A 16,509-nucleotide genomic window follows, 5' to 3' on the forward strand; every position below is an offset into this window, starting at 1 on the left:
GGCAGCCGTCTCGAACGTTCCGCTGGGGGCGTACACGGTGACACGGTAGCGGGCGCCATCCTCCCTGCCCTGCGCCAGGTCGAAGCGTACGCGTGTGCCGAACTCGGGGTGGGTGTTCATGGCGCTCGGGGTGGGGTGGTGGTGGTGAGAGCGGGTGCTGCGCTGGGGCGTGGGGCTGCTGCGGCCGGGGCCCCAGGCGCCGGCGCGGCGGGCCGGGTCGGCGGAGTGGTGGCGGGTGTGGCGGGGCGGGGTGCCGGGGCAGGCGCGCGCGTCTGGTCGTCCTCGCCCGAGATGAGTCCCTCGGCGGCTTCGTCGGCTCCCGCGGGGCCCACCGAAGGACCACCGGTCACCCCCTCTTCGCCCGTGGGCACGGTGCCCTCGAGCGGCACGGGCATCTCGCGAGGCGTGATGTTGCCGTGGCGATCCACGGTGACCCACTGGCCATCGGGCATCACGTACGCACCGATCTCGGGGTCGTACTTCGGGATCTCGTGCTCGATGGGCGTCAGCTGAGCACCGAGGATGCGTCCCTCGAGCACCGTCACGGGCAGCGGCCGCTCGAGCCGGAAGACGTAGCCACCCGCGTCGATGGCCATGGGATAGCTGCGGCCGTCGTGCTCGATGTTGCGCCGGAACCCGAGCACCTGCTGGCCGCGCCGGGTGTGTGGGCGGTGGCGCAGCACGAAGGACATCAGGCGCACCGCGATGTGGTTGTGGAGGCGGTGACACCCGTGGCTGTGGCGCCGCATGATGCTCATGTAGTCCACCGAGCCGTGCATCCGGATGCCCTGGTCGCCACCCAGGCGCACGTCCCCCTCTTCGCCCTCGGAGTAGAGCTGGTGATACGCCGCCACGAGGCCGTAGGCGGAGGCGTAGCTCGGGCCGGTCTCGTCGTAGTTCACCTCGAGGCGCCCACCTCCGGCAGGCGTGAGCAGCCCACGCGGCGGCGACGAGTCCGGCGGCAGCCAGACCGGCGAAGCGATGATGCGACTCCACACGCGCGGGCCTGCGGGCGAGTTCTTGTAGCGCCACATCAGCCGCCCGCCCACGTTGTCGCTGCGCCAGCCGCCCACCGTGGTGCCGTAGCGCGCGAGCGCGATGCGCTGGCCACGGTAGGTGGCGTAGACCGTGGTGTGCGGACGGCGCGACACGGGCTGGGCGCGCTCGTTCCCCTCGGCGTCGTACGGAAACTCGTACCAGATGTCGCCGCGGTCCACCTCCACCGAGAGCTCGATGTCGTTCGAGTAGTACTCGGGCAGCTCGATGGCCGGGAACGCCACGGGCACGTGTCCGCCGAGCTCGCCCAGGCTCTCGAGCCACACGCCCACGTCCTCGGCGGTGGCGAGCCCGAACGACTCGACGATGCGCGCCTCGAGCTCCGCGACCAGGTTCCGGACCGTGTGGCGCTGGCCGTCGGCACCCACGTAGCGCGTCTCCGAGGGGTGCGCCTCGGCGGTGCTGCCGTCCTCGAGGATGCCCGCCGCGTGCACGGCTCGCTCGGTCAGCACGCGCAGGACGGCGTCGCGCTCGTTCTCGAGCGGCGTCTTGCGCAGCGCGTCCAGCGTCTCGCGCCCGATGAAGCCCCAGCCGTAGATACGGTGGCGCCGCTCGAACTCGGCGAGCGCCTCATGGGTCACCCAGTCCATGGCGCCGCGGATGAAGGTGCCCTTCCCCACGAAGTGCCCTTCGCACTCGAGGCGGCGCTGCACGGCGTCGATGACCAAGAACTTGGCGTGACGCTCGCGGTACTCGGTCAGTCGTCGCCGGTCGGCCCCGCTGAGCGCGCTGGGGTCCAGCGACTCGAGCGTGCCACCCCCCTGACGGGCGAGCGCGGTGAGCTCGTTCTCGAGCGCGGTGTGCCGACGGGCCTCCGTGCGCGCCGCGGAGTTGCTGTCGTAGGCGATGAAGCCGTCGAACGTGCGCAGCGCCTCGTACTCGATGTCCGCCACGCAGGCGAGCGCGCGCGTGGCGACGTTGCGCTGGCGCAGCAGCCCGAGGGTGGGCGGGATGCCGTAGAGCTCCAGGTACTTGTCGCGCTGGGCGCGGCGCCCGTGGTGGTCGTCGGGGTGCTCGCCGCGCGCAAGCGCCAGGTACGTGGCGCGGTACGCGTTCGGGATCGGCGTCTCGCCGGGCGCGCTCGCCTCGGTGAAGAGGTAGGGCGTCCAGTCATCGCCCAGGTCCAACACCAAGTAGCCCTGGCCAGGTGCATCCGAGAGCTCCACCGGCTCTTGCCGGCTGCCTTCGATCCACACCGGCACCGGCTGCCGCAGGGGCGCCGGCGGCGCTGGCTCGCTGGGCGCTTCCGCCACGGGCTCGGTCGGCTGGGCCACGGGCGGAGTGGGTGACTGCGGCGGGGCAACGGGGTCGTCACACCCCCACGCGGCCAGGGCCAGCGCCAGAGGCGCCATGACGAGCACGGCGCGGGTCAGCTTACGGAGGGGGTTCAGCACGCACACTAGATGGGCCATGCCGACCCCATCCGCAAGTTTCGAGCCCACAGCGGAAAGCCCGAGATCGCGGTCGAATTCGGCCCCGCGCCGAAGCACTGTGGGGTCGCGGGAGCTTCGACCGTGTCAGCAAGGACACGGTGCGGGCTCTCAGCCCTGGAGCACCGTCAGCCGGCGCGGAAAGCGCTTCTTGGTCTCGAGTGCCGTGCCAACGGGCGCCGCCACGGGCCTGGGAGCCCCGCGGACGACCGCACCTTCCTCCCACTCGAGCGGAGCGAACTCGGAGAAGCCGTAGATCTCGGTGTACCCGGCCCAGACGCCCTCGCAGACGTCGGTCATGGAGCAGCGCTGGCAGCTCTCGGCCTGATGCTTGAGGTCGGCGCGCTTGCGGTCCTGCCAGTTGAAGCGTGCACGGCCGCTGTCGATGATGGACACGCCCGCGTTCTCGGGCACCAGCCCCACGGCGCTGCCCGCGCGGATAGAGCAGTCCGTGCTCAGGTCGCGATAGATGTCGCCGCAGTACTTGGTCAGGAGCCGCCGGCTGCGCAGCAGCTCTTCGGGCAGCACGCACATGGGGATGCCGCCGAACGTGAACGTCTTCTTGAAGTGGAACTCGTTCAGCAGGATGGCCTTCGTGAGGATGGGGATGACGTCCGAGTACGCGGGCGTCAGGTCGGGGTTGCCCTCGGCGTAGCCCTCCGGCCGCACGAAATTCACCCGCACGTCGTCGAGCCCCATGGTCTCGTAGAAGAACTTGAGCATCTTGGGCAGGGCCCGGTAGTTCCATCCGTTCAGCACGATGTTCACCGAGACGCCGTCCGCGAGGGCCCCCGCGCGCTTGCGAGCGAGCAGGTTGCGGATGGCGGTGCACTTCTTCTCGAAGCCCCCGGGCACCATGGTGAGCTTGTCTTCCAGCTCGGCGGTGTGCCCGTGCATGGAGATGGTGGTGCGCGTGAGGCCTGCGTCCAGCAGCTTGTCGAGGAAAGGCTCGCGCCGCAGCATCATGGCGTTGGTGGCCAGGGCGATGCGCGTGAACCCCAGCTGCTTGGCGAGGGCCACCGACTCGACGATCCAGGGATAGGTGGTGGGTTCGCCGCCCAAGAAGCCGACGGAGAGGTGGCCTTCCGCGCGATAGCGGTTGAGCTCGGTCACCATCTCCTCGAACGGCATGAAGGCCTTGTCCTCCTTGGTGGGCATCCCGTCCAAGCAGAAGACGCACTTGTTGTTGCACGTCTTGCCGATGTTGATCTCGACGTTGCGCCGCGGATCGCGGAAGGGGCTGACAGGCTGATTGCCCGCACGGGGGACGGGAACGGGATTGGACAGGCTCACGCGACTCGCTCCGGGCGCAGGGCAGTGGTGGGGAAGACCTCGGCGTAGCGATCGTAGACGCCCATACACACGGTGTTCCAGGCGCAGCCCTGACACTCGGCGGCGCGCACGCGCTTGCGGTCGGGGGTCCAATTGTAGAACCCCTGGAACGCCACTTTGCCGGGCAAGTCGCCCCACTCCACCGTGACACGCGGATCCCAGTGGAGGTCGTTCGAGAGCATGCGGTGCGGCCCCAGCAGGCACATCGGCACGCCGAAGAAGCGAATGGTCATGTCCCCCGCGACCTCGGGGATGGTGGGCAGGATCTCCGCGAGCTGCTCGAGGCGCACCGTGAGGCGCTCGTAGTCATCGAAGCCCAGGCCCTCGGGCGTGAGGTTGGACACCACCAGCAGCTTGGCACCCAGGTCACGGGCCTTGCGCACGGTGTCGGGGAGCCGCTCCACGTTGGCGCGCGTGATGACGCTGTTGATGTAGCCGTTGAAGTCCGGGTTGACGCGCTGCGCCTGCGCGAGCGCCCCCGTGACCTGCACGAAGCTGCCTTCCCGGCGCGTCATGGCGTCGTGGGTCTCGGCGTCTGGACCGTGCATGGAGAACAGCGCCTCGTCCAAGAAGGGCACCGCGCGATCCGCGAAGTCCGGCCGCGCCAGCATGGTACCGATGGTGCCGACCGAGGTGCGCATGCCCAGCTTCTTGGCCAGCTGCAGCGTGCGGACGAAGTCGGGATGGATGGTGGGCTCGCCGCCCGTGAGATGAACGCGCTTCACGCCGCGCTCGGCGTTCTGGCGCAGGACCGTGGCCACTCGGCCCCAAGTGACCGGGAACTTCTTGTAGCGCTGCATGCGGTGCTCTTCCGAGCAGAAGACACAGCGCTCCGGGCACGTGTAGGTGAGGTGCAGCTCCAGCCACTCGGTGCGCTTCCCGTTGGGCCCAATCCACGGGGTGTCGTGCAGCTCCGCCAAGCCGTCAGCGTTCGCGGAGGTGTCGGCTTCGGACGGTGCGTGGGACGAGAGCACGGGCAGGGAGGTCATGGAAGAACCCTAGGCCACGCTGCGCTTGCTCGCGCGCTTGGCCAGATAGGAAGGATACAAGCCGCGGCAGAGACGTGACAACTCTTGATCGGCGAGGCGTGTCGCGCGCATGACGTCGGGGGGGAGCGCGCGCTCGAGCAGCGCGTTGACCTCTTCGGCCTTGGCCGCAAGCGCTTCGGGGGTGGGTGGGTCATCCAGAGACCCGATGCGCGTCTCTTCGAGCAAGCCCTCGAGCGCGCCGCTCAACCCCACGTTGGAGGGATGAATGGTGCGGTCCGAGTCCACCACCAGCCCCGTGTTGAAGAAGGTGGTGGGCACGTAGGTGAAGAGGTTCCGCACATAGAGCGGCTCGTCCTTCGCCCAGGCCTCCCGCACGTCTCGGCCGATGCTGTCGAAGGCGGCGCGAAGGTGCAGCAGCTGCTCGGCCTTCCAGGGGATGTAGTAGCCGGGGAGGAAGTTGAAGCGCCAGAACCCCAGCTCGCGCAAGTGGCGAAAGTTCTGGTGCGCGCGCTTGGCGGTGGACGGCGCGATGGTCTGGGTGACCACCACGCGCGGCACGCGTCGCAGCGCAGGCATGAGGCTCACCACGTGAGCGTAGCTGTCGCCCGCCTGTGGGAGCGCTCGACGCAGGCGACGGTGGTCTTCGGGCAGACCGTCCATGCTGATCGTGAGCACCCCCTTGGGGTAGTGGCTGAGGTAGTCGAGCCACGCGGAGTCGAGGCCGAGTCCGTTGGTGGACAAGTAGACACGGCGGATCTCGGGCCTGTTCCGCGCGGCTTCCATGGCTCCGCGCACGACCTCGGGGACCAAGAGCGGCTCCCCGCCAAAGAGCTTCACGTCTCCGCCGCCGTACCGCCGCGCAAACAAGTCGACCGCCGCCTCTGCGTCTTGCACAGAGAGCGACGGCCATCCGTCCTTGGCGGTCGGACAGTAGCTGCAGCGCAGGTTGCACTCACGGGTGACCGTGAGGACCAGGCTGCTCACCACTGGCCGTGAGAGCCGTGCGAACCGTGCGAGCCGTGCGAGCCGTGCGAGCCGTGCGAGCCGTGCGATGCATGGCTACAGTGCTGCGCGAGGAGCAGACCCTCGTTGGCCGGGTCGTCCATCAGACGGTCGGCTTCGAGCAGGAGGTCGGCGTCGCGCGCAGGCGCATCGACGCTGGCCCACTCCCGGGGCTGGAGGAACGCTGCCGGATCGCGCTTGGCGACCGGGAACGGACTGGACGGGGCAGCGCCGCGACCGCGCTGAGGAGCCGTCTCGGAGCGCGTCAACGGAAGTTGACGCTTATCATTCTTGTTCTCGGGGTTTTCAGCCATGGCTTACCTCAGACTCTGCACGATTGGGCGTCTTCGCGTGGACGCCGCATCGTCCAACGCCGGAAAATCTTCTCGATCTGGCCGTCTCTGTCGTTGACCAGCTTCTCGAAGAGCAACGATGAGATTGTATAGTGCTCTTTGCATTTTGGCGAGCGTGGACGCTGGCCAAAGATGTCGCCGCTCTGCATGTAGTTGTGCATGGGGCACACGCCGCAGAAGGGCTTGTTCCAGCAGGTGTCACAGCTGGGCAGGGTGTCCTGCAGCGACGCGACGGCCATCGCCTTCACCGTGGGGTGCTGGATCATGTCGGTGTAGGTGGTCTCACCCAGCGTCCCGATCTGGAACACGTCGTTGCCCATGGCCGACACCATGCGACCTTCGTCGCACGTGAAGATCTTGCCATCGTAGTTGTAGGCAACCTGGCCGGTGCCGGCGCCACAAGGCGACCGGATGTCCACGAAGTTGGGGTCGTCCGGCGTCAGCATCTTCATGAGGAACGTGGACGCCGTGCCCTCGCAGATCTCGACGCCCTGCTTGTTCAGCTCGATGATGTAGTCGAGCGTCTTCGCGTAGAAGTCGAGGTACTCCTCGGACGTGTAGCCGATGGCCTTCCACGTACCGACCGCGAAGCCGTACGGGTTGAGCGGGCGCAGGTGGATGGAGCGCAGGCCGCGCTCCACGTAGAGGTCGACGATCTCCTTCCAGTGCTCGGTGGAGGCGCGCGTCGTGGTCATGAGCGCGTCCACGTGGAACAAGTTGGGATCGAGACCCTTCTCGATGTAGCGCCGGTTGAAGTAGTCCATCCAGCGGATGACGTGTTCGTAGGCGTTGGTGCCCGTCTTCCAGCGGCGGTTGTAGTTGTGGACCTCTTCGGGGCCATCGAGGCTGGTGCAGATGAGCACGCCGTTGTCGATGAGCCACTCCGCGTTCTCCTCGGTCATGTAGGTCATGTTGGTGACCAGCGCATGATCGAGGATCTTGCCCTCGTACTTGTTCTTCTCGCGGCTGTACTCGACGATGAACTTGATGATCGGCATGTTGACGGTGGGCTCACCGCCTTGGAACTCGAAGTTGATGTACTTCGAGCTGCTCTGCATGGCCTGATCGACGACCTGCTTGGCCGTCTCCATGGTCATGTCGGTGCTGACCTCGTCCATGTCCGTGCGCGACGCGTGGCAGTACTGGCAGCTCTGGTTGCAGCGCAGCGTGGTGATGCAGATGTGGAGGTGCGGACCCACGCCTACGAAGTGCTTCTTGCGGCCCACGCGCTGAGCCAGCGCCTCGATGTTCATGCCATCGCGGACGAAGCCCTTCTCGACGAGCGCCTCGTACTGAGGGTGCCCCGAGGACAACGAGCCGACGACGAACAGCGTGAAGTCATCCTTGGTCAGGAAGTGCCATTGACCCGCGTCGTTGGTGAGGAGCATGCGGCCAGCGACCTCGCCGAAGCGGAAGTACGCGAGGGCGCTCGGGTTCGACTGAACGACGGGAAGTGAGAGTGTGTGGCGCATGAATGGGGTTCAGACCGCGGCGAGACGCCGGTGCTCGATGGTGCCTGCGAGCACGTGATTGCAGAATTCATCCGCGATGGCGTCCGCCACGTCGGGTTGAATGTCCGCGAAGCGGACGATGACCGTGCCGCTACCGGGAGCGGGGACGGTGACGCTCACCTTGGCCAACTCACCGAAGGCCCGCGCCGACTCGGTGATGGCTGCCATCACGTAGAGGTCCGAAGAGAACTGAACCTCGGTGTCAGGAGGCATCGGCCTTCTCCCATGGAACCTCGACCTCGAGCTTGTCCTCGGCGAGTTCCTCGTCGTCGAGCTCGGCCAGGAGGCTGTCGAGCGTGCTCTGCCCTGCGGAGTGGAAGGCGCGAGCCATGTAGTACTCGCGGATGCGCGCCGTGGAGACCCCGATGCGGTGCCGCAGCACCTGATTCAACAGCTCGTTCGCGAACTCGCCAGCCAGGTCCACCAGCTGGTCTTCGGTGGCCTCGCCGCGCGTGCGCAGCCGAACGCCGAGGCGTTGGTCACCAGGACGGGTAAGGAAGACGTAACAGCGATCGATGAAGAGGTAGGCCGCCCCGAACACAGCATCGGGCGGATAGACGCTCTCATCGATTTCAAAGCTAACTTGACGCGGCGCCGTGTCGAACTCGAACTGTGCCTGCGTCCCCGTGGATTCCGTCACGCGATCTGTTCCCATCCGAACTGAGAGAGACGGTCGGCGTGGCGCATGAAGCCGACTCGCGACAGCTCCTGCTCGTTGAGCTCGGCGCGGCGCGCCATGGTGATGAGGGCCACCCCGAGCGCCTCGTTGGTCTGACGCTCGCCGTTGGCCTCGTTCATGAGAACGAAGTCGAAGTGGCGGCTGGCCGCGACGCCGGTGGCCTGTCCCTGACGAAGGCAGATGTGGACGTCGGTCTGGACGCCGGACTCGTGGCGCACGCTGAGGACCGAAGCCCCCATGCGGACGTCGGAGAGCGACTCGATGCGCCAGCCGTTCCCGATGCTGGAGCCCACCTGCAGCGGCGCGATGAGCGCCCAGGGAGCTGGTCCCTGCACGGTGGCGAGAGTACGCGCCTCGGACCGCTTGGCGGTGGCGGCCGTCCCCGGCGCACCCGCTTCGCTCAGCACGCGCAGCCCGAGCGCTGCCCCAACGGCGGCAACGCTAGTTTGAGTCATCCAATCTCGCCGAGTCGTCATCATCGACCTCTCATTCAGGGGGCCGGGGCCGGGGGGCGCCGGGGGGGGGGCGGCGAGACACCGCCACGATACGATACGGAAACGCGCAGGAAAGTATCGAGGTTTGCGCAATCATGCGGGGCGTGCCCGGACAACGGCGGCTTGCTGAGTCGTCGGTGATGCTCCCCAGACCCCACGATCGCCGCGCGGACGAGATGTCGCGCGAACAGGTCGCAACCGTCCGAAGCACTGGGTGCGTGCGGTGCCGGCCTGCAACAGTCGGTGCCTCTTCTGCCTCGACATGGACACCCCCCGGAACGTGTTCGTCCCCGAGGAGGACGTGCGAGCGGAGCTGCGGCGCGGGATTGAGGTGCTCGGGGCCGAGAAGGTCATCATCTCGGGGGCGAGGCCAGCCTGCACCCCAAGTTCATCGACTTCATTGCCTACGCCAAGGAGCTCGGCTACGACCGCGTGCAGACCGTCACCAACGGCTTCCGGGTCGCGGATCCAGCCTTCCTGGAGGCCTCGTTGGCCGCGGCCTCGGCGAGATCACCTACTCCATCCACGGGCACACGGCGCAGCTGCACGACCACCTGACGCAGACCAAGGGCGCGTTTCGGCGCATCACCAAGGCCATCGCCAGGTCGGTCCGCGACGGGCGCCCGGTGGTCAACGTGGACGTCTGCATCAACAAGCAGAACGTGGGCGAGCTGGACAAGCTGGTGGAGCTCTGCATCCAGCTCGGCGTCACCGAGTTCGACCTGCTGCACGTCATCCCGCAGGCGGCCGCCTACGACAACCGCGCGGACCTCTTCTACGACCCCATCGAGCACCTCCCCACGCTGCACAAGGTCTTCCGGCTCAACCGCCACCCGCGCTTCGTGGTGTGGACCAACCGCTTCCCCGTCCCTTTCCTCGAGGGCCTCGAAGATCTCATCCAGGACCCGCACAAGATGCTGGACGAGATCAACGGGCGTCGACACCAGGTGCGTCGGTACCTGGACACGGGGGAGAAGCTGGACTGCCGCGACCCCGAGCGCTGCCAACACTGCTTCATCGAGCCGCTGTGCAACACCGTGGACGAGGTGGTGCAGCGCCAGATCGAAGCCTCCTGGGACGTGTGGTGGGTGGGCACGGAGCCCACCACGCTCGACGCGTTGCCCTTCGGCTGCACACAGCTCGGGGTGGAGGTGGAGAGTGTGGCTGCCGCCGCGCAGCGCGTCCGCCCGGGCCTCGGCCTCCATGTGCGGACCGACAGCAAAGAGCCGCTGGCCGACTGGGAAGCCCTGGGTGTGGAGCTGACGCTGGTCGCCACGAGGCCCGAGCAGATCGCCGCGTGGCTGCCCGAAGGGTCAGAGAGCTCGCCGGTCCGCGTGGTGGTGGAGTTGACCAAGCCGCTGGCCCAGACGCTGCTCGCGAGCGGGCCCGCGCTGGCCGCGCACCAGGCTCGCGTGCACCTGCACCAGCCTTCCTACGAGCACGTGACCAAGGCGCGCACGGCCGACATCGAAGACTTGCGAGGGTTCCTCACGGAGCTGGCCACGCGGTCGGCCGAGCTGAGCATCAGCGGTGTGCCCGCATGCCTCGCGCCCGGTCTGCGCGTCACGGACCCACCGCTCATCCTGGCCGCCCACTTGTTCGAAGCCGAGTCCGGCCGCCTGAGCATCCGGGAGGTCGCGGAGTACCACGTGGAAGAGCGATACGCGGCCAAGTCGCTGCGGTGCCGCAGCTGCCGCGTGGAGTCGCGCTGCCATGGCGCGCACATCAACTACGTGCGCTACGCCGGGCTCGCCACACTGCAGCCGCTGGTCGAGGGCGAGCTCGCCGCCCGCGCCGAAGTGCACGCGCTCGAGCGCTACCCCGAGCCACCGCCGCGCCTGGCGCAGGGAGCGCCGGCTCTCGGGGTCGCCCCCAGCCTGCCCGGCTTCGCGCAGCCCGATGGCGCGCCCCCGACCCGCTGGCGGTCATCGCCGAGCAGCAGCTCCTGAAGAAGGCGCGCCGTCGCGCACAGGCGGCAAACACGTGACCCTCCCGGTAGGCTGAAGACCCATGGCGAACATCGGGTACATCCAGGTCGTGCGCCACTGCAACCACTTCTGTGGGTTCTGCAGTAACCCCACCTCTGCCTACGTCCACACCCAGGAGTCGCTGCGGGCGCTCGTGGACGACCTCGTGGGGCGGGACTACTACGGCGTGGTGCTCACGGGCGGCGAGCCCTCGCTGCATCCCGAGCTGCCGGAGGTGGTGCGCTACGCCAAGTCGCAGGGGCTGCACGTCCGCATGATCACCAACGGGTCGCGCATGGCGGACCCCGACTTTGCCGCCCGCTCGGACGCGGGGCTGGACCTCGTGCACGTCTCCATCTACTCGGTGCGGCCCGACGTGGAAGAGACGCTGCGCGGGATGCCCGGCACGCTCGACAAGGCCTTCGGGGCCATCGAGCAGGCGCTGCGGCATGGCATCCCGGTCAACGTCAACTGCGTCATCAACAAGCTGAACGCAGACCACCTGGACGAGACGGTGGCGTACCTCATCGAGCACCACCCGGGCGTCCGGCACTTCGTCTGGAACAACCTGGATCCCTCCATGGGGCGCGCCGAGGTGAACCAGGACCTGTACCTGCACCGCATGACGGACCTGCGCGCGTCCCTCTACCGGGCTCTGCGGTTGCTGCACCTGAGCGGGCGCACGTTCCGCGTCGAGCGCGTGCCGCTCTGCTACATGCCCGAGTTCGCATGGGCCAGCACCGAGACGCGGAAGATCGTGAAGGGCGAGGAGCGGTTGGTGCACTTCCTCGACGCGAAGCAGACCGTGCGCCAGCAGAGCTTCGAGCACGTGTATGCGGCCACCTGCCACGAGTGCTCGGTGCGCAACATCTGCGGTGGCCTGTTCGAGCGCGGCGCCGCGTACGACCCCGCGGAGCTGCACGCGCTGCAGGTGCCCATGCGCCCCATCGTGGAGCAGGTCATCACCGACCCGAGCGACCCAAGCTACGCGTTCCGCGACTACGAGGCTTGGCAGGCCGACTTCGAGGAGCGCCTCGCCGAGCTGCGCGCGACGCCCGCGCCCGATCCCCACGACGAGATGCCTCCGCACTACATGCGGCCCGAGGCCCCGCCCGTGGGGGTCGTCACCGAAGAGAGCCTGCGGGCCTTCGAGAAGGGCCTGCGGGTGGCCGAGAAGAAGGCCGCCAAGACCGGCGTCGCGGTGGAGCACGTCCGCACGCAGCTGCCCGTGATCGACAGCTGAGCGTGACGTGGCAGATCGCGCGTTGGCCATGACCCCGACACCACCACGCACATCCGACCGCTTCCTGGTGGTGCCGGACGACGCCGCCGACATCCGCGAGTTCGAGCGCATCCTGCGCAAGACGCGCCTGCACGCGCTCCGCACGCTGCTGCAGCCCCCTCGCGCCCAGACCGGGGAGTCTGCGCGGCGTGGTCTCGTGCGGCTGCGTGAAGGTCTCGAGCCCCTGATCCAGTCGGATGGCGAGAGGCTGATCGCGGCCATCGGGACCCCTGATGTCTTGCCGCTGCTCCTGAGCGCCCGCTCTGGCGCCCATCCCATCGAGGCGTGCCTCGACGTGGCGGTTCCGTCGCTGCTGATAGCGCTGGACCAAGCGGCGGTGTGGCCTGCGGTGCCGCTGCGCTACCGCGTGCTGGGCGCCGTTACTTGGCCAGGCGGGGGCCGCTGGCCCCCCACCGCGGCCTGTGCCTCGACCCGCCGGACTCGGCTGAGCTGGAAGGCGGTCAGGCCGCGCTACGCTCTGCCCCGAGGGCCACGGCCCGAGAAGGAGCGGCTGGCGCGCGGGACTGTCCTCCGGGACACCAATCCGCTTGGTCACTGGAGCACCCGGGCAAGCACGGCAACGCCACGGACCTGGCCGGGCGCAGCCTGGACGAGTGGTGCGGCGCGCTGAACCAGGCGCTGAGCTTGATCGAGGTGGGGCTGCCGACGCTCTACGCCGAGCTCACCCACACCCTGCGGCGCGTGGTGCCCGTGGGCTACCACGACCAGCGTCACCTCTCCGCGTCGTACACCGAGGCGCCGGGCCTCATCTACATGACGCTGCACCCGGACCCACTGACGCTCGCCGAGGCCATCGTGCACGAGACACAGCACGGCAAGCTCAACGCGCTCCTGTGGCAGGATGCAGTGCTCATCAACGGACGCTCCGAGTGGACGACATCGCCCGTGCGGGACGACCTTCGGCCGCTCATGGGTGTGCTCCTCGCCGCCCACGCGTTCGTGCCCGTGGCGCGCCTGCACCGTGGCCTCGCCGACGCGGGGCATCCCATCGCGGAGACGGGGCCCTTTCAGACTCGGCGTGAGGCCGTGCTGGCCACCAACCAGGCCTGCGCTTTCCGGCTGGGGAATGGACCGAGGTGGGGCGCGCGCAGCCGCATGAGGACAGTGGTCCTGCCTCGCCCCCCTGTGGAGGCCCAGCGTACGCGGCCAGGGCCCAGGGCCCGTCTGCCGAAATGTAGACCAGAGACCCACATCAGCGCGATGCTGAGCGGGCCGTGTCTACCCTGCCCATACCGCTGGTCGCGCGCGCCGAGCGAGCGCCCCTCCCCTCGGCCGTGCTGCAACGCGCGGCAGAGACCATCGCCACCCGCCGTCAGCAGACGGTCGTGGACGTGTTGCATGGGCGTGCGCTGCAGCACTATGCGGGCGCGCTGCAGCAATACCTGACGCTGCGGCTGCGCAGCGAGGCGGCGGGCCTGCGGGCGCTGACCCGTCTGCGCATCCTGGTGGCCTCCGCGCGAAGCGAGGCGCTCCTGGCGCCGCCGGGCATCCGAGCGCAGCTCTACCGGCTGGCCCGTGGGGTGGCCGACGACCTGCTGCGCGAGGGGGTGGAGCGCGACACGCTCGCACGCATGCCCTACCGCGAGGGGGACCCCGAGCAGGCTCAGGCGCTGAACGCGTTGCGCGCGCTGCCGTCCGAAGACAGCGAGCTGCTGGAGCTGCACTTCGCCCGCGAGCTGCAGCCGACGGAGATGGCGTGCGTGCTGGAGCGGCCGCTGGCCGACATCGAAGCGCGCCTAGCCGACGCCCTGCGCCTGGCTCGCGCCCGGGTGGCCAGCGCCAGCCTGCGTCACGCGTCGCTCGAGACGCTGCTGCTGCACGCCTTCGCGCTGCAGCTGGAGTGCGGAGACGCCACCGCGACGTCCGAGCTGCTGAGCACGCCGCGGGTGGATCCCGCAGCGCTCGGTGCTCCCCCGGCTCAGCTGGTGGGGCGGGTGATCGCCGGGCGCTACGCCATCGAAGCGCGCGTGGGCAGCGGCGCCTTCGGCGACGTGTACCGGGCGCGCGACACCGAGGTGCGCGGGCACGTGGTGGCGCTCAAGATCCTGCACCAGCCCTCGCCCTCCGAAGACGAGCGCGAGCGCGCGCTGCGTGAGCTGCGCCTGATCGCGTCGGTGTTCCACCCGTCCATCGTGCAGTTCAAGGACCACGGCTGGCACGAGGGGCGGCTGTGGTTCGTGATGCCATGGTACGAAGGCGAGACCCTCGAGGACCGCATCGAGCGCGAGCCGCTCACACGGCACGAGGCACGCGCCATCTTCGAACCGCTGGCGCGGGCGCTCGCGTCCATGCACGCGCGCGGCATTCGGCACCAGGACATCAAGCCCGAGAACATCTTCCTGGCCGCGCTGCCGGGCGACAGCGCGCCACTGCCCGTGTTGCTGGACCTGGGCGTGGCCGCCGAGGACGCCGAGATGGTGTTCGCGGGGACCCCCACGTACTTCGCTCCGGAGGTGGCCTGCCAGTTCGCGTCGGTGGACCACAAGCCCCCCGTGGGACACGCCGCCGACGTGTTCGCGCTGGCGCTCGCGCTGCGCAACGCGCTCGAGCCCAGCACCCAGGAGGACGTGCCGAGCAACGCGGTGGAGACGTTCATCGAGGCACGCGCGCGCGCCGTGCCCGCCCTGCCCCGCAACCCGCAGCTGCGCTTCCTCGAGCCGGCGTTCACGCGCTGGCTGGCCCACGACGCCGACGAGCGCCCGAGCGCCGCCGAGCTGGCCGAGCAGCTGGCCGTGCTGACGCTGCCAGAGGAGCGCCGCGCACGGCGTCGGCGAGCGGCGGCCATCGCCCTGCCCCTCTCGCTCATGGTCCTGCTGGCCGCGGGCGCCACCTACGAGCACGTACGCCAGGGCGAGCTGGCGCGGGCCATGGAGATCCACCGCGCGCAGCAGGCCGCCGAGCAGCTGCGCGGCAACCTGGTGGACACGCAGGCGCACGTGGAGCAGCTGCGCGGACGCGTGCAGGAAGGCGCGTTCTCGCGCCAGGAGCTGCAAGCCAGCCTGGCCGCGCACAGCCACCGGCTCATCGACAGCGAGTCGCGCGTGGCCGCGTTGACCAGCACGGTCACGGATCTGCGCGTGGGCACCGAAGCGCTGACCGCCTCACTCGAAGAGCGCCGGCTGCGAGCCGCCACGCTCGAGCGCGAGCTGCTAGCCACACAACAACAGCTGACCACGCTGGGCCAGCGCCTGGACGAGCGGCGACAGGAGCTCCTGGCGCAGCAGGGCGTGCTGGACGAGACGCGCCGAGCGCTCCGCGATAGCCGCGGCGCGGAGGGTGCCGCGCGAGCCAGCGCCGAGACGAGCGCAGCGCTGGTGGCCTCGGAGCGAGCACGCGCCGACGCGCTGGCAGGCAGCATCGCGCGCCTGCACACGGAGCAGGTGCGCCTGAACGCCGACCGTCAGCGCGCCATCGACGCGCTGCAGGCCGCCGAAGACGAGCTGCGCACGCTGCGGCGCGAGGCGCGAGCGCGCGCCACGGCCCGCGAGTCCAGCGCGGCCACGGAGGAGGGGGTGACGCCACAAGCTGCGCCGCCGCCCATGCCCGCTGAGCCCGCTCCGGGCGCCTGACGCTCCGGAAGCCCGGCGACGTGGGGCGCCACGCGGACGCTCAGCGGCGCCCCTTGAAGCCCATCATGTCTTGCACGGCGCCCTCGCTCAGCTCGGCGATCTCGTGCGCTTCCCGCAAGCGGTCCACGCACTCTTCGCAGGCCTTCTTGGCCTTGCCGTCCACCTTGATGGTGAGCAGCTCGTCGACGTCTTCACCGCACTCGCGACAGCGAGCCACGTTCAGCGCCCTCGGGGCAGGAGCCGACCGAACGCCGGCAGCACGAGGTTGCGCCGCACGGAGGTGACCGCGCCGCGGATGCCCGTGGGCAGCGCGCGGAACGCCACGTCCACGTGACCCGGGTCGGTCTCCACGGAGTGCAGCGTGACGAACGACGTGAGGATGGCGACGGCGCGCCGCACCAGCGGGTTCTTGCCCAGCTTGGGGTCGCGCATGAGGTCCAGCACCAGGCGGTTGCCGTTGGCCTCCGCGATGATGGGCGGGCGCTCCGGCATGTACGCCAGGAGCGTGCCGGGGTTGGAGAGGTCCAACGCGCCGCTCTGGATGAGCGCACCCACGGGGGACTTGCTGGGCCCCGTGACCTTGAGCGAGATGTTCTCGACACGCAGTGCCACGGTGAGCTCTTCGTCCGAGAAGATGACCTTGTCGATGTAGAGCGTGGCCGAGGCTCGAATGGGCGTCTGCATGAGGTCGATGCTGGCCCCGAACTGCAGCCCCGGGGGCACCGCGTCGAGCTTGATGTCCTCGAGCTTGCCCTCGCGTTCCGCTTGCTTCACGAGCCAGCGCAGCGCCACGAGCGGCACGCCGACGCGCAGCCCCAAAGCGC

General features: G+C 69.1%; 15 protein-coding genes. 4 read left to right on the top strand and 11 right to left on the bottom strand.

Annotated features, from left to right (window positions below; genetic code table 11):
* Window positions 1–116: 116 nt before the first annotated feature.
* The 9 genes from IPI43_30085 to IPI43_30125 all read right to left on the bottom strand — a co-directional run bounded on the left by IPI43_30085 (window position 117) and on the right by IPI43_30125 (window position 8,807).
* Window positions 117–2,468: a L,D-transpeptidase gene (locus IPI43_30085; GenBank protein MBK7778310.1), complete on the bottom strand. Its 2,352-nt coding sequence runs from the start codon at window positions 2,466–2,468 to the stop codon at window positions 117–119.
* A 129-nt stretch (window positions 2,469–2,597) separates the two neighbouring features.
* The gene (locus tag IPI43_30090) at window positions 2,598–3,779 is read right to left on the bottom strand and encodes a radical SAM protein (protein MBK7778311.1); all 1,182 of its coding nucleotides are present in this window, start codon (window positions 3,777–3,779) and stop codon (window positions 2,598–2,600) included.
* Window positions 3,776–4,807 (bottom strand): radical SAM protein, encoded by a 1,032-nt coding sequence (locus IPI43_30095; GenBank protein MBK7778312.1) that lies wholly within the window; start codon window positions 4,805–4,807, stop codon window positions 3,776–3,778. The genes IPI43_30090 and IPI43_30095 overlap by 4 nt, the downstream gene beginning before the upstream one ends.
* A 9-nt stretch (window positions 4,808–4,816) precedes the next feature.
* Window positions 4,817–5,791, bottom strand: coding sequence for a radical SAM protein (locus IPI43_30100; GenBank protein ID MBK7778313.1), 975 nt, complete (start codon window positions 5,789–5,791; stop codon window positions 4,817–4,819).
* Window positions 5,788–6,123, bottom strand: coding sequence for a hypothetical protein (locus IPI43_30105; GenBank protein MBK7778314.1), 336 nt, complete (start codon window positions 6,121–6,123; stop codon window positions 5,788–5,790). The genes IPI43_30100 and IPI43_30105 overlap by 4 nt, the downstream gene beginning before the upstream one ends.
* A gap of 8 nt (window positions 6,124–6,131) precedes the next feature.
* Complete coding sequence (gene hxsB, locus IPI43_30110) at window positions 6,132–7,634, bottom strand: His-Xaa-Ser system radical SAM maturase HxsB (protein ID MBK7778315.1); 1,503 nt, start codon at window positions 7,632–7,634, stop codon at window positions 6,132–6,134.
* A gap of 9 nt (window positions 7,635–7,643) precedes the next feature.
* Entirely contained in the window at window positions 7,644–7,886 is a 243-nt protein-coding gene (locus tag IPI43_30115; GenBank protein ID MBK7778316.1) for a hypothetical protein, read from the bottom strand.
* Window positions 7,876–8,313 (bottom strand): His-Xaa-Ser system protein HxsD, encoded by a 438-nt coding sequence (gene hxsD / locus IPI43_30120; GenBank protein ID MBK7778317.1) that lies wholly within the window; start codon window positions 8,311–8,313, stop codon window positions 7,876–7,878. The genes IPI43_30115 and hxsD overlap by 11 nt, the downstream gene beginning before the upstream one ends.
* On the bottom strand, window positions 8,310–8,807 hold the full coding sequence (locus IPI43_30125; GenBank protein ID MBK7778318.1) for a hypothetical protein: 498 nt from the start codon (window positions 8,805–8,807) through the stop codon (window positions 8,310–8,312). Before IPI43_30125 ends, hxsD begins: the two co-directional genes overlap by 4 nt.
* Window positions 8,808–9,472: 665 nt before the next feature.
* On the opposite strand from IPI43_30125, the gene IPI43_30130 reads away from it, so the two are divergent.
* From IPI43_30130 to IPI43_30145, 4 genes are all read left to right on the top strand, one after another.
* Window positions 9,473–10,795 (top strand): hypothetical protein, encoded by a 1,323-nt coding sequence (locus IPI43_30130; protein ID MBK7778319.1) that lies wholly within the window; start codon window positions 9,473–9,475, stop codon window positions 10,793–10,795.
* 61 nt (window positions 10,796–10,856) lie between these two features.
* On the top strand, window positions 10,857–12,056 hold the full coding sequence (locus IPI43_30135) for a radical SAM protein (protein ID MBK7778320.1): 1,200 nt from the start codon (window positions 10,857–10,859) through the stop codon (window positions 12,054–12,056).
* A gap of 423 nt (window positions 12,057–12,479) precedes the next feature.
* Window positions 12,480–13,502: a hypothetical protein gene (locus IPI43_30140; protein MBK7778321.1), complete on the top strand. Its 1,023-nt coding sequence runs from the start codon at window positions 12,480–12,482 to the stop codon at window positions 13,500–13,502.
* Window positions 13,391–15,685: a protein kinase gene (locus IPI43_30145; protein ID MBK7778322.1), complete on the top strand. Its 2,295-nt coding sequence runs from the start codon at window positions 13,391–13,393 to the stop codon at window positions 15,683–15,685. Before IPI43_30140 ends, IPI43_30145 begins: the two co-directional genes overlap by 112 nt.
* A gap of 40 nt (window positions 15,686–15,725) precedes the next feature.
* Here the strand turns inward: IPI43_30145 and IPI43_30150 are convergent, their stop codons facing one another.
* Both IPI43_30150 and IPI43_30155 read right to left on the bottom strand, forming a co-directional pair.
* Window positions 15,726–15,902 (bottom strand): hypothetical protein, encoded by a 177-nt coding sequence (locus tag IPI43_30150; GenBank protein ID MBK7778323.1) that lies wholly within the window; start codon window positions 15,900–15,902, stop codon window positions 15,726–15,728.
* A 2-nt stretch (window positions 15,903–15,904) separates the two neighbouring features.
* Complete coding sequence (locus IPI43_30155) at window positions 15,905–16,504, bottom strand: hypothetical protein (protein ID MBK7778324.1); 600 nt, start codon at window positions 16,502–16,504, stop codon at window positions 15,905–15,907.
* Window positions 16,505–16,509: the final 5 nt, after the last annotated feature.

The organism is Sandaracinaceae bacterium (assembly GCA_016706685.1).
Classification (GTDB): Bacteria; Myxococcota_A; Polyangia; order Polyangiales; family Houyiibacteriaceae; genus JADJJE01.